This is a genomic window from Kitasatospora sp. NPDC127060 (assembly GCF_042724935.1).
Classification (GTDB): Bacteria; Actinomycetota; Actinomycetes; order Streptomycetales; family Streptomycetaceae; genus Kitasatospora.
The window spans coordinates 1-15,713 of the sequence record NZ_JBHXEG010000132.1; the positions used below are offsets into that span (position 1 = coordinate 1).

6 protein-coding genes and 1 pseudogene are annotated in these 15,713 nt (G+C 74.2%); all 7 read left to right on the plus strand.

The window, feature by feature from the left end; all coding sequences use genetic code 11:
• On the plus strand, window positions 1-3,009 hold a 3,009-nt coding region (locus ACFWIS_RS38970), incomplete at its 5' end, for a type I polyketide synthase (RefSeq protein ID WP_380524327.1).
• Window positions 3,010-3,043: 34 nt separating this feature from the next.
• Window positions 3,044-4,273, plus strand: a complete 1,230-nt coding sequence (locus ACFWIS_RS38975; RefSeq protein WP_380462805.1) for a macrolide family glycosyltransferase — start codon at window positions 3,044-3,046, stop codon at window positions 4,271-4,273.
• Complete coding sequence (locus tag ACFWIS_RS38980) at window positions 4,270-5,844, plus strand: FAD-dependent oxidoreductase (protein ID WP_380462803.1); 1,575 nt, start codon at window positions 4,270-4,272, stop codon at window positions 5,842-5,844. The genes ACFWIS_RS38975 and ACFWIS_RS38980 overlap by 4 nt, the downstream gene beginning before the upstream one ends.
• A complete protein-coding gene (pabB, locus tag ACFWIS_RS38985; RefSeq protein WP_380462801.1) occupies window positions 5,841-7,967 on the plus strand; it encodes an aminodeoxychorismate synthase component I in 2,127 nt (708 codons plus the stop codon). Before ACFWIS_RS38980 ends, pabB begins: the two co-directional genes overlap by 4 nt.
• Window positions 7,964-10,309 carry a glycoside hydrolase family 3 protein gene (locus tag ACFWIS_RS38990; protein WP_380462799.1) on the plus strand — a complete coding sequence of 782 codons (2,346 nt, stop codon included), beginning with the start codon at window positions 7,964-7,966 and terminating at the stop codon, window positions 10,307-10,309. The genes pabB and ACFWIS_RS38990 overlap by 4 nt, the downstream gene beginning before the upstream one ends.
• The gene (locus ACFWIS_RS38995) at window positions 10,306-11,541 is read left to right on the plus strand and encodes a 4-hydroxybenzoate 3-monooxygenase (RefSeq protein WP_380462797.1); all 1,236 of its coding nucleotides are present in this window, start codon (window positions 10,306-10,308) and stop codon (window positions 11,539-11,541) included. The genes ACFWIS_RS38990 and ACFWIS_RS38995 overlap by 4 nt, the downstream gene beginning before the upstream one ends.
• Before the next feature lie 69 nt (window positions 11,542-11,610).
• Window positions 11,611-15,713: pseudogene (locus ACFWIS_RS39000) on the plus strand (type I polyketide synthase); the annotation flags it as partial.

The following is a 15,713-nucleotide window of genomic DNA, read 5'->3' on the forward strand; positions in this document are numbered from 1 at the left end:
GCGGCCGAGCTGGGCGCGACCCGCTTCGTCGAGCTCGGCCCGGACGGCGTCCTGACGGCCCTCGCCCAGGACTGCCTCACCGACACCGACAGCGACAGCGACACCGGAACCGCGACCGACGGCCACGTCTTCGCCCCCCTCCTGCGCCGCGACCGCCCCGAGGACCAGGCCCTCGCGGCCGCCCTCGGCGCCCTGCACTGCTGGGGCGTCACCGTCGACTGGCCCGCCTACTTCGGGCCCGTCACCGGCGCCACCGGCCTTCCCGGCTACCCCTTCCGGCCGGAGCGCTACTGGCCGCGCCCGCGGCCGGCCGGCGTGCCGCAGGGGCCGGATGCGCACCCCCTGATCGGCGGCGGCATCGCCCGCGCCGATTCGGAGGAGGTCCTGTACAGCTCGCGGCTGTCGGTCCGTACGCACCCCTGGCTGGCCGACCACGTGGTGAACGGCACGGCGATCCTGCCCGGTACGGCCTTCGTCGACATGGCGCTGCACGCCGGTCGCGCGGTGGGCAGCCCGACTCTCGGAGAACTGACCGTGCAGGCGCCGCTGCGGCTGTCCGGAGGCTCGGCGGTGGACGTCCAGGTGGTCGTCCGGCCGCTCGACGAGCCGGGCCGCCGGTCGGTGACCGTGTACGGCCGTCCGGCGGACTCGGACGGCGGCTGGACCACGCACGCGGCGGGTGTGCTCGTGGAGGAACACGGCGAGGAACCCGTCACCGACCTCACCTGGCCGCCCGTGGGCGCCGAGCCGGTCGCGGCCGAGGAGGCCTACGGCCGCGCCGTGGACATGGGCTTCGACTACGGTCCGGTCTTCCGGGGCCTGCGGGCCGCCTGGCGGCGTGGCGACGACGTCTTCGCGGAGGTGGCCCTCGCGGCGGCCTCCGAGCAGGAGCCGGAGCGCTTCGTCTTCCACCCCGCGCTGTTCGACGCCGCGCTGCACACGGGATTCGTCGATTCGCCCGGCTCGTCGGACGCGGCCGGCCGGCTGCCGTTCGTCTGGCAGGGTGTCACGGTGTACCGGCCCGGAGCGGCCGGGGCCCGGGTCCGGCTGCGCCGGATCGGCGAGGACGTACTCGCGCTCCACGTCACGGATCAGGCCGGCGGCACCGTCGCGGTGGTCGAGTCGCTGACGCTGCGACGGGTCCGCCCCCAGGACCTCGCGGAGTCCGGGGCCGAGCTCCTGGCCCGGGTCCTGGAGCCGGTCGAGGACGCCGGGACCTTCGCCGGGTCCGTCGCGGTCCTCGGCGCGGACCCGGAGGGACTCACCCGCGTGCTCGACGGAAGCGGAGTCACCGTTGAGCACCACCGGGACCTGGCGGCCCTGGAGGACTCGTTCCTGCTGCCGGAGGCCGTCGTACGCTTCCTGGACCTGTCCGGTCCGCTGGGCACGGACGAGTCGGGCGAGCACGCGGTCGAGGCCGTCTGGCGGACCGCGACCCTGCTGCGGGAGTGGATCGACGGCGGCCTGTACGACGAAGCCCGCCTCACCCTGGTGGTGACCGGCGAACCGGGGACCACCTCCGGCGCCGTACGGGCGATGCTGCGCACCGCGCAGTCCGAGCACCCCGGCAAGTTCCAGGTCGTGGAGCTGGACGGCGACCCGAGGTCGCCGGCCGCGCTGGCCTCGGCCCTGGCAGTCCCGGCGCGTGAAGTGGTGCTGCGCGAAGGACGGTTGCTGACACCACAGCTCAGCCCCGCCGAACAAGCCGAGCCCGCCGAAGACGTCACGTCCGAGGCGGCCGACGGAGCCGTGCTGATCACCGGCGGCACCGGCGGTCTCGGCGCCGTCGTCGCCGAGCACCTGGTGCGCCGCCGGGGCGTGACGGACCTGGTCCTGCTCAGCAGGCGGGCGGACGACCCGGAGCACGCCGGACTCGCCGACACCCTGCGCGCGCTCGGGGCCCGGGTCACCCTCGCGGCCTGCGACGTCACCGACCGGTCCGCGCTCGCCGAGGTCGTCGCGGGCCTCGGCGAGGACCGGCCGCTCCGGGCCGTGATCCACACGGCGGGTGTCGTCGACGACGGCGCGCTCGGCTCCCTCAGCCGTGAGCAGTTCGCCCGCGTCGTCCGGGTGAAGGCCGAGGGCGTGCTCGCCCTGCACGCCGTCACCGCCGGGCACGACCTGGACGCCTTCGTGCTCTTCTCGTCGGCGGCCGGCGTGCACGGCAGCCCGGCACAGGCCAACTACGCCGCGGCCAACGGCTTCCTGGACGCCTTCGCCGACCACCGCCGCTCGCTCGGACTGCCGGCCCTCTCGCTGCAGTGGGGCCCGTGGGCGGAGGAGCGCGGCATGGCCGGTCGGATCGGTGCCGAGGCCATCGCCCGGATGGCCCGCCACGGCACGGTTCCGATGACCAACGAGGAGGCGCTGGCGCTGCTCGACCGCGCGCTGGACGGGTCCGGTGACCGGAACCTGGTCGCGGCCCGGCAGTCGCGTCGGGCGGACCGTCCGGCCACGCAGGCCCCGGCGCCCCGGCAGGCGGGAACGGTCGGGGGGCCGTCGCCGGCCGAGCGGCTGGCCGAGCGGCTCGCGGCCGCCGACCCGGTCCAGCGCCGACGGCTGCTCACGGACCTCGTGACCGCGCAGACGGCGGTCGTGCTCGGGCACCGCGGCGGCGACCAGGTGCCGGGTGAGCGTTCCTTCCGCGAACTCGGCCTGGACTCGCTCGCGGCCGTCGAACTGCGCAACCGGCTCGGCGCCGAGACCGGGCTCAAGCTCTCGCCCACGCTGGTCTTCGACTTCCCCACCCCCGCCGCGCTCGCCGGGCACCTCGACGAGGAGCTGGGCGAGAGCGAGGACGCCCCGGCGCAGCCGGTGATCCGCGGGCTCGACGAACTGGAGGCACAACTGCGCGCGGCCGCGCCGGACTCGGCGACCGGCCGGTACGCCGAGCAACGGCTGCGCGCCCTGCTGGCCCGACTGGGCGGCACCACGAAGAAGTCGGACGTCCATGACGACGTCACCGACGAGGAGCTGTTCGAAATCCTGGACGGGGAGATCGGGATCTGACCGGCCCCGCCGGTCGAAACCCTGAGGAACACTGATGGCCCATATCGCATTTTTCAGTGTGGCCGCCCACGGCCACGTATCGCCGACCTTCGGCATCGTCGCGGAGCTGGTCTCGCGCGGCCACCAGGTCACGTACTTCACCACGAAGGAGTTCGAGGAACGGCTCGTCCGGCTCGGCGCGACGGTGTGCCGCTACGACGTCGCCACCTCCTCCGGCCAGTCGCCGCGCGCCTTCGCCGAGAACGACCTGAGCGCGCTGCCGCTCTTCTTCCTGTACGGCAGCACGGACCGGATCGCGCTCGCCGAGCGGCAGTTCGCCGACCGGCGGCCGGACCTGGTCGTGTACGACAACACGGTGCCGTTCGTCGGCCGGGCGCTGGCGCGCCGCTGGGGCTGCCGCTCCGTGCAGTTCTTCCCCAGCATCGCCTCCAGCCGCGGCTTCGCCCTGATGGACGCGATGCTGGCCCGGACCGGCCGCTCCGCGGCCCACGAGGCCAACGGCGCCGAATTCGACCGCCGGCTCGGGGAGTTCCTGACCGCGGTGGGGCTCGGCGGCACCGCCACCGAGGAGTTCATGGACTTCGAGGAGGAGCTCAACCTGGCCTTCCTGCCCCGGGCGTTCCAGCCCGAGCAGGCCGCGTTCGGCCCGCACTACCGCTTCGTCGGCCCGAGCCTCGGCGACCGGGCGGCGCAGGAACAGGCGCAGGAGCGGTGGCGGCGCGCCGAGGACGGCCGCCCGCTGGTCCTGGTCTCGCTCGGCACGGTGTTCAACCGGGCGACCGGGTTCTACCGCGGCTGCCTGGAGGCCTTCGAGGGCACCGAGTTCTCGGTGGTCATGTCGATCGGCGCGCAGACCGACCCCGCCGAGCTCGGCACGCTGCCGCCGAACGTCGAGGTGCACGCGAGCGTGCCCCAGCTGTCCGTGCTCGACGAGGCGTCCGCCTTCGTCACCCACGGCGGCATGGGCAGCACGATGGAGGCGCTGTCCTTCGGGACGCCCATGGTGGTGGTGCCGCAGATGGTCGAGCAGGAGATCATCGCCGACCGGGTCGCCGAGCTGGGCCTGGGCCTGCGGCTCGACCCCGCGGCGGTGACCCCCGCCGGTCTGCGCGACGCGGTGCGCACGGTCAGCACCGATCCCGGGATCACGGCCCGGATGGCCGGGATGCGCCGGCAGGTCCACGAGGCGGGCGGCGCCGTGGCCGCGGCGGAGGCGATCGAGCGGCACCTGGGCCGCACGGAAGGAGAGGTGGTGGCGGGATGAGCACTCCTGAGATCCTCATCGTCGGTGGGGGAGCGGTCGGTTCGCTGCTCGCCTGCGACCTGTTGCAGCAGGGCGTTCCGGTCCGGCTGATCGACAGCAAGCCCTCGCTGGAGGAGAGCGACCCGCACTCGCGGGCCGTGATGATCTGGCCGCGGGTGCTCGAACTCCTGGAGAAGACCGGCATCGCGGCGGAACTGGTCGCCCGTGGCCGCCCCGCGACCGACGTCAGCTTCTTCTCCCGCGGCCGCCGGCTCGGCACCGTCCCCATGCACGGCATGGACACCGCCTACCCGTTCGGGCTCGGCATCGTCCAGCGCGAGCTGGAGGACCTGCTCTGGGCCCGCCTCGCCGAGCTCGGCGGCCGGGTCGAGTGCGGCACCGAGCTCCACGCGCTCGACAACTCCGGGCCGCTGCCCCGGGCCGTCCTGCGCCACGCGGACGGCACCCTGGAGGAGGCCGAGCCGCAGTGGCTGATCGGAGCCGACGGCGCCGGCAGCCTCACCCGCCGCCTGCTCGACATCCCGTACCCGGGGCTGCCGTTCCCGCTCGGCATCTCGCTCGGCGACTTCCCGATCAGCGGGCCGGCGGTGTCCGGCGTCGAGTACCACTACGGCGAGACCGGGATGCTGCCGCTGGTCCACCTGCCCGACGGGGTGTGCCGGCTGGCCACCGTGGTGCTGCCCGGCGAGCCGGACTGGTCCGACCGGCCGCTCGCCGACTGGCAGGAGATGGTCGAGCAGCGCGCCAGCCTCCCGTACGAACTCGGTGAACCGCTGTGGAAGCGCACCTACTTCCCACGGCCCGGCGTGGCCGAACGGTTCCGGGACGGGCGGGTGGTCCTGGTCGGGGACGCCGCGCACAGCGTGGTGCCGCTCGGCGGACAGGGGCTCAACCTCGGCCTCCAGGACGCCGTCAACCTCGGCTGGAAGCTGGCCGGCGTGGTGCGCGACGGCTGGAGCGACGCCCTGCTCGACAGCTACGACCGGGAGCGCCGGCAGGCGGTGGAGCAGGTCCGCGCCGTCATCCGTACCGAGATGGAGCTGTCGGCGCCGCAGACCCCCGAGGACGCCGCGCGCCGTGACGAGGCGGTCGTGGCCGCCGAGCGCTCCGGCTTCCTGCGGAAGGTCGCCGCCCCCCTGATGAGTCAGCTCGGACTGAGCTATGCTGAATCCGAAGAACCTTTGTGGCGCTCGCAGTTGAAGCGCCGACTGACCGTCGGCGACCGGGTGCCGTTCTTCCACGCCTCCCGCAGTGAGCCCGGCTCCCCGGTGCTCGACCGGAGCGCGCACACCGCCCTGCTGTGGCCGGGCGAGGGCCTCCCGGAGAACTGGACCGCCGTGACCGAGCGGGCCCGCGCCGCGTTCGGCGAGCGGACCGCCGTGCACGACCTCGCCCGGCTCACCGACGACGGACGTGCCCGGCTGCGGGCCGGCTTCGGCCCCCTCCCGCTGATCGCCCTGGTGCGCCCCGACGGCCACCTCGCCCGGCTCGTCCCGGCCGACCGGCCACAGGAATGCCTTGACCACCTGGACCGGCTCACCGGCCACTCCACCCCCTCCAGCGCGAAGTGAATGAGACCGTGCGGACGCTGCTGATAGACAACTACGACTCGTACACCTACAACCTGTTCCACCTCCTCGGGCAGGTGAACGGCGAGGAGCCCGTCGTCGTCACCAACGACGCGGCCGAACTCCCCGACCTGGACGGGTTCGACAACATCGTGATCTCCCCCGGCCCGGGCCACCCGGCCCGCCCCCGCGACTTCGGCATCTCGCTCGACGTGCTCCGCCGGGCGAGCGCCCCGGTGCTCGGCGTCTGCCTCGGCCACCAGGGCCTCGCGGTGTCCGAGGGCGGCCGGGTGGTGCCGGCGCCGGAGGCCCGCCACGGGCACGTCGAGCGGGTGACCCACCAGGGCGACGCGTTCTTCGCCGGGATCCCCCGGGAGTTCGGCGCCGTGCGCTACCACTCGCTGTGCGTCGCCGAGCCGCTGCCGGAGGACCTCGAAGCCATCGCCCGGGCCGAGGACGGCGTGATCATGGCGCTGCGGCACCGGCGGCTGCCCCGCTGGGGCGTGCAGTTCCACCCGGAGTCCATCGAGACCGAGTACGGGCTGCGGATGATGGCCAACTTCCGCGACCTCACCACGGCGGCCGGGCGGCGCCGGTCCTTCGCCGCGCCGTCCGTCGCACCGGGGGCGTCCGCCCACGAGCAGGCCCCGGCAGGGCAGCAGCGGTACCACGTCCAGGTCCGCGAGCTGGACCGGGCCGTCGACACCGAGGCGGCGTTCGAGGCCCTCTACTCCGGCTCCACCAACGCCTTCTGGCTCGACAGCGCCCGGGTGGAGCGGGGCCTGTCCCGGTTCTCCTTCCTCGGGGACGCCGCCGGCCCGCTCGCCGAGACGGTGCGCTACCGTGTCGACGAGCGCGCCGTCGTGGTCGACGGGCCGGCCGCCCCGGCCGTCCACGCCGGGACCGTCTTCGACTACCTCCAGCGGGAGTCGGAGCGCCGGGTGGTGGACGCGCCGCCACTGCCCTTCGACTTCACCGGCGGGTACGTCGGCTACTTCGGCTACGAGCTCAAGGCCGACTGCGGCTCCAAGAACCGCCACACCGCCGAAACCCCGGACGCCGTCTGGCTGTTCGCCGACCGGTTCCTCGCCGTCGACCACGAGCAGGACCGCACCTACCTGCTGGCGCTCTCCACCGACGGGACCACCCGGGCCGCGGCGCGGACCTGGCTCGCCGGGACCGCGGAGACGCTGGAGGGCCTCCGGAGCCTCCCCGAGCCCGCCGCCGCCCCCGCCGCCTCCGTCGAGCCGTACCTCACCAAGCAGCGCGCGGACTACGTCGCGGACGTCAAGGCCAGCCAGGAGTACCTGCTCCAGGGCGAGAGCTACGAGATCTGCCTCACCAACGTGGCCGAGGTGCCGGCGACCGACGGCGGCTGGGAGACCTACCGCCGGCTGCGCCGGCTCAACCCGGCCCCGTACGCCGCCTACCTGCACCTCGACGGCATCGACGTGGTCTGCTCCTCGCCGGAGCGCTTCCTGAAGATCACCGCCGACCGGGTGGCCGAGGCCAAACCCATCAAGGGAACCGCCCCCCGCGGCGCCACCCCGGCCGAGGACGAGGCCGCCCGCGCGGAGCTCGTCTCCAGCGCCAAGACCCGCGCCGAGAACCTGATGATCGTCGACCTGCTGCGCAACGACCTCGGACGGGTCTGCGAACTCGGCAGCGTCGAGGTCCCGGTCCTGATGGCGGCCGAGAGCTACGCCACCGTCCACCAGCTGGTGTCCACCGTCCGCGGCACGCTCAAGGCGGACGCCGACACCATGGACTGCGTGCGCGCCTGCTTCCCCGGCGGCTCGATGACCGGCGCGCCCAAGCTGCGCACCCTGGACATCATCGAGTCCCTGGAGCAGCGGGCCCGCGGCATCTACTCCGGCTCCATCGGCTACCTCGCCTGCAACGGCAGCGCCGACCTCAACATCGTCATCCGCACGATGGTCCGCACCGGTGAGCACTGGCAGTTGGGCGCGGGCGGGGCCATCGTCCTCGACTCCGACCCCGACGAGGAGTACGACGAGATGCTCCTCAAGGCCAGCGCGCCCGCCCGCGCCCTGCGCGCCCCCCGGCCCCGGGCCACCGTGCCGGCCGCCGCCCCCAGCGACACCAACGGAAGTGAACTCGCATGACCACGCAAGCCCCCGTCGACGTCCACGCCCTGATCGCCGAGATGACCCTGGAGGAGAAGCTCTCCTTCGTCCACGGAGCCGACGACCCCGAGAAGCTCGGCCAGTCCGGCTACATCCCGGGCGTCCCGCGGCTCGGCATCCCGCCGCTGCGGATGACCGACGGCCCCGCCGGTGTGCGGATGAAGCGCAAGACCACCACCGCGCTGCCCGCACCGATCGCGCTCTCCTGCGCCTTCGACGACGAACTCGCCGCCCGCTACGGTGAGTTCCTCGGCCACGAGGCCCTCGCGAAGCGCCAGGACGTCCTCATCGGCCCCATGCTCAACGTGCTGCGCCAGCCGTACGGCGGTCGCAACTTCGAGCTGTACGGCGAGGACCCGCTGCTGGTCACCGCGATCGGCACGGCCGTGACGGTCGGCATCCAGTCGCAGGGCGTCATCGCCATGCCGAAGCACTTCGTGGCGAACAACCAGGAGGAGAACCGGATGGTCGTCGACGTGCGCGTCGACGAGCGGACCCTCCGGGAGATCGAACTCCCCGCCTTCCAGTCGGTGGTGGAAGCCGGCGCCGGTGCCCTGATGGGCGCCACCAACAGCGTCAACGGTGACTTCAGCTGCCAGAACGCGCCGCTGCTCGACACCCTGCTGCGCGAGGAGTGGGGCTTCGAGGGCTGGGTGATGTCCGACTGGGACGCCGTGCACGACACCGCGGCCATCGAGCGCGGGCTCGACCAGGAGATGCCCGACGGCAAGCACCTCGGCGCACCGCTGGCCGAGGCGATCGCCGAGGGCCGGATCGACGAGAAGGTCCTCGACCGCTCCGTCGCCCGGATCCTCGGCCAGATGGCCCGCTTCGGCCTGCTCGACCCCGCCGGGCGCCCCGCCGTCGAGCGGGACGCGGAGCGCGGCCGCGCCCTGGCCCTGGAGGTCGCCCAGGCCGGTTCCGTGCTGCTGCACAACCCCCGCGGCGTCCTGCCGCTGAGCGAGGACCGGCTGCGCGAGAAGGGCCTCGCGGTCATCGGGCTGGCCGCGGCCGTGCCCAAGACCGCCGGTGTCGGCAGCGCGCTGGTCGTGCCCGAGGCCGCCGGTACCCCCCTGGACGTGCTGCGCGAGCGCCTCGGCGAGGACCGGGTCGCGTTCCGCGTCGGTGAGGACCCGGCCGGCCGCCCGATCCCCGAGTCGGCGCTGCAGCCGCCGTTCCGCGAGGGCGAGGTGCCCGCGGGCCCCTCGACCGAGCCGAACTACTTCTACGAGGGCCGGCTCACCATCGAGACGCCCGGCCGCTACCGCATCGCCGTCACCGCGCTCGGCGGCTACGCGGCGATCGACCTGGAGGGCCACCCGAGGGTCTTCGCCGGCAGCTCCTTCGGCGACACCGCGGGCATGACCCTCGACCTGGAACCGGGCAGCTACAAGCTGGTGCTGTCGGCCCTGCCGGTGCCGAGCAACCCGGTCAAGCTGACCCTCGGCTGGGTCACCCCGCAGCAGGCCCGGACCGACATCGAGGAGGCGGCGGAGGCGGCCCGCGACGCCGAGGCCGCGCTGGTCTTCGTCTACGACGAGCTCGCCGAGCTGATCGACCGTCCGGAACTCGGACTGCCCGGCCTCCAGGACGAGCTCGTCACCGCGGTGGCGAAGGCCAACCCGAACACCGTCGTCGTCCTGAACACCGGTTCGTCCGTGCCGATGCCCTGGCGGGACCTCGTCGCCGGCGTCCTGGACGTCTGGTACCCGGGTGAGATGGGCGCCGAGGCGACCGACGCCCTGCTGTTCGGCGACGTCAACCCGAGCGGCAAGCTCACCCAGACCTTCCCGGTGGACGCCGACCACACCTCCGTCTCCGGCGACCCGCTGCGCTACCCGGGCGCCGACGGCCGCGTCGAGTACAGCGAGGGCCTGTTCGTCGGCTACCGCTGGCACGACCGCAACGGTGACGAACCGCTCTTCCCGTTCGGCCACGGCCTCAGCTACACCACCTTCGCGTACGAGGACCTCGAACTGGCCGCCGAGGGCCGCACGCTGCGGGTCGGGTTCACCATCCGCAACACCGGTGCGCGGGCCGGGCGCGAGATCGCCCAGGTCTACCTCGGCGCCGCCCCCGAGGCCGGCGTCGACCAGGCGCCCAGGGCCCTCGCCGGATACACCTCGGCCCGGCTGGAGCCGGGCGAGTCGGCCCGGGTGGAGGTCGAGCTGGCCGCCCGGAGCTTCGAGTACTGGGACACCGACGCCCGCGCCTGGACCGTCGGTGCCGGCCTGCGCACCGTCCAGGTCGGCGCCTCCTCGGCGGACGTCCGGCTCACCGCCGACGTGCGGGTCGCGGCCTCGGGCGAGGTCGGACGGTGACCTCGCCGACCTCGCCGACCTCACCGACCTCGCCGACCTCACCGGGGGCCGCACCGGGTCGAACGCTGCACACCCCCGTCTGCATCATCGGGGCCGGGCCCTCGGGCCTGCTGCTCGCCCGACTGCTCCGGCTGAACGGCATCGACTCGGTCGTCCTGGAGAAGCGCAGCCGCGCCCACGTGGAGAAGCGGATCCGCGCCGGACTCCTCGAACAGGGGACGGTCGAGGTCCTGCGCGAGGCCGGGGTCGGCGAACGGCTCGACCGCGAGGCCCTGGTGCACGAGGGCTTCGAGTGGCGCCTCGACGGCGCGGTGCACCGGATGCCCTTCACCGAGCTCTGCGGCGCTTCGGTGTGGATGTACGGCCAGCAGGAGGTCGTCAAGGACCTGCTGGCCGCGCACGGCGACGAGCCCGGTCCGCACTTCGACGTCGACGACGTGCGGATCGCGTCGGTCGGTGCGGACGGTGCGCGCGTCGTCTGCACCATCGACGGTCAGCTCACCGAGCTGAGCTGCGACTTCATCGCGGGCTGCGACGGGTTCCACGGGGTCAGCCGTCGGGCCGTGCCCCGTACGGAGCTGGTCGGCCACGAGCTGACCTACCCGTTCGCCTGGCTCGGGGTGCTGGCCGCCGCCCCGCCGCTGTCGCCCGAGTTGATCTACGCTGTCGGCGACCGCGGGTTCGCGCTGCAGAGCATGCGCTCGCAGACGGTCAGCCGGCTCTACCTGTCGGTGCCGCCCGGCGAGGGCGTCGACGACCGCGGCGACGAGGAGATCTGGCGGGAGCTGGACCTCCGGCTCACCGGCGGCCAGGGCACCCTGCCGACCGGGCCGATCACGGAGCGGGTCATGGTGCCGCTGCGCAGCTTCGTCGCCGAGCCGTTCCAGTACCGCAGCCTCTTCCTGGTCGGCGACGCGGCGCACATCGTCCCGCCGAGCGCCGCCAAGGGGCTCAACATGGCCGTCGCCGACGCCCGGCACCTCGCCGAGGCGCTCACCGGCTGGTACGCCCACGGCCGGCGGGAGGCCCTGGACGACTACTCGGCCACCGCCGTGGCCCGGGCGTGGCAGGGCCAGCAGTTCTCGGCCTCGATGACCACCCTGATGCACGCCGCGCCGGACGAGTCGGTCTTCGACCGCCGGCTGCGCAGGGCGCGGTTCGAGCGCCTGCTGTCATCCACCGCCGAGGCGACGGCCTTCGCCGAGCAGTACACGGGTATCGCACGCCGCTGACGTTCACGGGGGCGCGAGCCGCCCCCGTGAACAGGTGTCACTTTCTTGATCGACTGGAGTCCGGACGTCATGACCAACGAAGAGAAGCTGCTCGACCACCTCCGCTGGGTGACCGCCGAACTGCACCAGACCAAGAAGCGGCTGCACGAGGCCGAGACGGCCGAGCCGATCGCGATCGTCGCGATGAGCTGCCGCTACCCCGGGGGCGTGACCAGCCCCGAGGACCTGTGGCAGCTCGTCCTGGACGGCCGCGACGCGGTCGGCCCCTTCCCCGACGACCGCGGCTGGGACACCGCGGCCGTCTACCACCCCGACCCGGACCAGCAGGGCACCAGCTACGTCCGGGAGGGCGGATTCCTCGACCGCGCCGACCAGTTCGACGCGGGCTTCTTCGGCATCTCCCCGCGCGAGGCGCTCGCCATGGACCCGCAGCAGCGGCTGCTGCTGGAGACCTCCTGGGAGGCCTTCGAGCGGGCCGGCATCGACCCCTCGTCCGTGCGCGGCAGCCGCACCGGCGTCTACGTCGGCGTCATGCACCACGACTACGCCGCGCGCCTGGACACCCTCCCGGAGGGCGTCGAGGTCTACGCCGGCAGCGGCAACGCGGGCAGCGTGGCCTCCGGCCGGATCTCCTACACCCTCGGCCTGGAGGGACCGGCCGTGACGGTGGACACCGCCTGCTCCTCCTCGCTGGTCACCCTGCACCTGGCCGCCCAGGCCCTGCGCCAGGGCGAGTGCACCCTGGCCCTGGCCGGCGGCGTCACCGTGATGTCCACCCTCGACCTGTTCGTCGACTTCAGCCAGCAGCGCGGGCTCGCCGCCGACGGCCGCTGCAAGCCGTTCGCCGCCGCCGCGGACGGCACCGGCTGGGGCGAGGGCGTCGGCCTGTTCCTGCTGGAGCGGCTCTCCGACGCCCGGGCCAACGGGCACCCCGTGCTCGCCGTGCTGCGCGGCTCGGCCGTCAACCAGGACGGCGCGAGCAGCGGGCTGACCGTGCCCAACGGCCCCTCGCAGCAGCGGGTGATCCGGCAGGCCCTGGAGCAGGCCGGGCTGACGGCCGGTGAGGTCGACGCCGTCGAGGCGCACGGCACCGGCACCACGCTCGGCGACCCGATCGAGGCCCACGCGCTGCTCGCCACCTACGGCCGCGAGCGCAACGGCGGGCAGCCGCTGTGGCTCGGCTCGGTCAAGTCCAACCTCGGGCACACCCAGGCCGCCGCGGGCGCGGCCGGCGTCATCAAGATGGTGATGGCGCTGCGCAACGGCGTGCTCCCCAAGACCCTGCACGTGGACGAGCCGAGCCCGCAGGTCGACTGGACCGCCGGCGCCGTCCGGCTGCTGGCCGAGCGGACCGACTGGCCGCAGACCGGCCGTCCGCGTCGTGCGGGCGTGTCCTCCTTCGGCATCAGCGGCACCAACGCCCACGTCGTCCTCGAACAGGCCCCGGTCGAGGCCGCCGACGACATCGAGCCCGCCTCGCCCGCCGAACCCGCCTCGCCCGCCGAACCCGCCGAGCCCGCCGACTGCCCCGAACTCCCGCTGGTGGCGCTGCCGTTGGCGGCCCGCAGCGACGAAGCCGTACGGGACCAGGCCGCCGCGCTCGCCGCCCGGCTCACCGGCACCGAGACCACCGCGGACCTCGCCGACCTCGGCTTCTCGCTCGCCACCACCCGCACCGCCTTCGACCACCGGGCCGTCGTCCTCGGCGCCGACGCGACGGAGATCCGCGACGGGCTCCTCGCCCTCGCCTCCGGCGCCCCCTCCGCCGCGGTCGTGCGGGGCAGCGCGGGCAGCGGCGGGCGGACCGCCTTCCTGTTCACCGGACAGGGCTCCCAGCGGCCCGGCATGGGACGGGCGCTGTACGGCTCCTTCCCCGTCTTCGCCGAGGCCTTCGACGCGGCCTGCCGCGAACTCGACCGCTACTTCGACACCCCCGTCCGCGAGGTCGCCTTCGCGGCGGAGGACAGCGCCCACGCCGAGTTGCTGCACCGCACCGAATACACCCAGGCCGGTCTGTTCGCCCTCGAGGTCGCCCTCTACCGGCTGACCGAGAGCTGGGGCATCCGCCCCGACGTCCTGCTCGGCCACTCCATCGGAGAGCTCGTGGCGGCGCACGTCGCCGGCATGCTGCCGCTTCCGCAGGCCTGCGCGCTCGTCGCCGCGCGCGGGAAGCTGATGCAGTCGCTGCCCGAGGGCGGCGCCATGCTCTCCGTCGAGGCCGCGGAGGACGACGTCCGCCCGCTGCTCGCCGGCTTCGAGGGCCGCGCGGACATCGCGGCCGTCAACGGCCCCGCCGCCGTGGTCCTCTCCGGCGACGAGGACGCGATCGACGCCCTCGCCCAGCGGCTCACCGGCCGCCGCACCAAGCGGCTGCGGGTCAGCCACGCCTTCCACTCGCCGCGCATGGAGCCGATGCTCGACCGCTTCCGCAGCGTCGTCGAACGACTGGACTTCCGCCCCCCGACCATCCCGATCGTCTCCAACGTGACCGGCCGGATCGCCACGGCCGAGGAGCTGAGCGCCCCCGAGTACTGGGTGCGCCACGTCCGCGAGGCGGTGCGCTTCCACGACGGCGTCCGCGCCCTCGACGCCCACGGCGTCACCACCTACCTGGAGCTCGGCCCCGACGGCGTGCTGAGCGCCATGGGACAGCTCTGCCTCGCCGACACCCCGGACGGCGCCGCCGCCCGCTGGAGCTCCGCGCTGCGCCGCGGCACGGACGAGGTGCGCGGCCTCGGCCGCGCCGTCGCCGAGGTCCACACCCGCGGCACCGGCGTCGACTGGGCGGCCGTCCTCCCCGGCGCCGCGAGGGTGGACCTGCCGACCTACCCGTTCCAGCGGGAGCGCTACTGGCTGGAGGCCGGCGAGAGCGTCGGTGACGTCGCCTCCGCCGGTGTGGAGGCCGTGGGCCACCCGCTGCTCGGCGCGATGGTGGTGCTGGCCGGGTCCGACGGCTTCGTGTTCACCGGGCGGCTGTCGCTGCGCTCCCAGGCGTGGCTGGCCGACCACGCCGTCAACGGTGTCGTGCTGCTGCCCGGAACCGCGCTGGTGGAGCTGGCCGTCCGGGCCGGGGACCAGGTCGGCTGCGGTCGACTGGAGGAGCTGACGCTCGAAGCGCCGCTGGTCCTGCCGGAGCAGGGCGAACTGCAGCTCCAGGTCGCCGTCGACGGGGCCGACGGCACCGACCGGCGGACCGTCACCGTCTACGCCCGGGGGACGGACGGCGAGTGGACCCGGCACGCCAAGGGTGTCGTCGCCCGGGAAGCCGGGGCCCGGCCGGAGGGGATCCCGGTCGCGGACGAGACCTGGCCGCCCACCGGCGCCGAGCCGGTGGACCTCGCGGACTTCTACCGGCAGCGCGCGGTGGCCGGCTTCGGCTACGGTCCGGCGTTCCAGGGCCTGCGGGCGGCCTGGCGGCGTGGTGCGGAGGTGTTCGCGGAGGTCCGGTTGGACCGGGAGCAGCAGGAGGCGGGCCGGTTCGGCCTGCACCCGGCGCTGCTCGACGCCGCCCTCCAGGCGATGGGCGTCGGGGCGCTGCTGCCCGAGGACGGCGCCGCGCGACTGCCGTTCGCCTGGAGCGGCGTCACGCTCCACGCCGCCGGCGCCTCGGCCCTGCGGGTGCGGCTGGTCCCGGCGGGCGACGAAGCCGTGTCGCTGGCCGCGACGGACGAGCGCGGCCTGCCGGTCGTGACCGTCGACTCGCTCACCCTGCGGCAGCTGTCCGCCGGACAGCTCGCCCCGGCCGGTGATGCCCTCTTCCGACTGGACTGGGTGGCCCTCGCCGACCCGCGGAAGGGGGGTGGCTGGTCCGGTTCGGTGGAGTTGGTGGAGGTGGACACGTCGGGGGGTGTGCGGGCTGCGGTGCACGGGGTGTTGGCCTCGGTGCAGGGGGTGTTGGCGTCGGATGATGCTTCGCGTCGGTTGGTGTTCGTGACGCGTGGCGCGGTGTCGGGTTCGGTCGGGGAGGGGTTGGTGGATCCGGCCGCTGCGGCGGTGTGGGGTCTGGTGCGTTCGGCGCAGTCGGAGCATCCGGGGCGGTTCGTGCTGGTGGATGTGGACGGTTCGCCGGAGGCTTCGGCGTTGTTGGGTGTGGTGGGTGCGGGGGAGGAGCCGCAGGTCGCGGTGCGTGGGGGTGTGGTGTCGGTGCCGCGTCTGGTGCGGGCGGGTCTGAC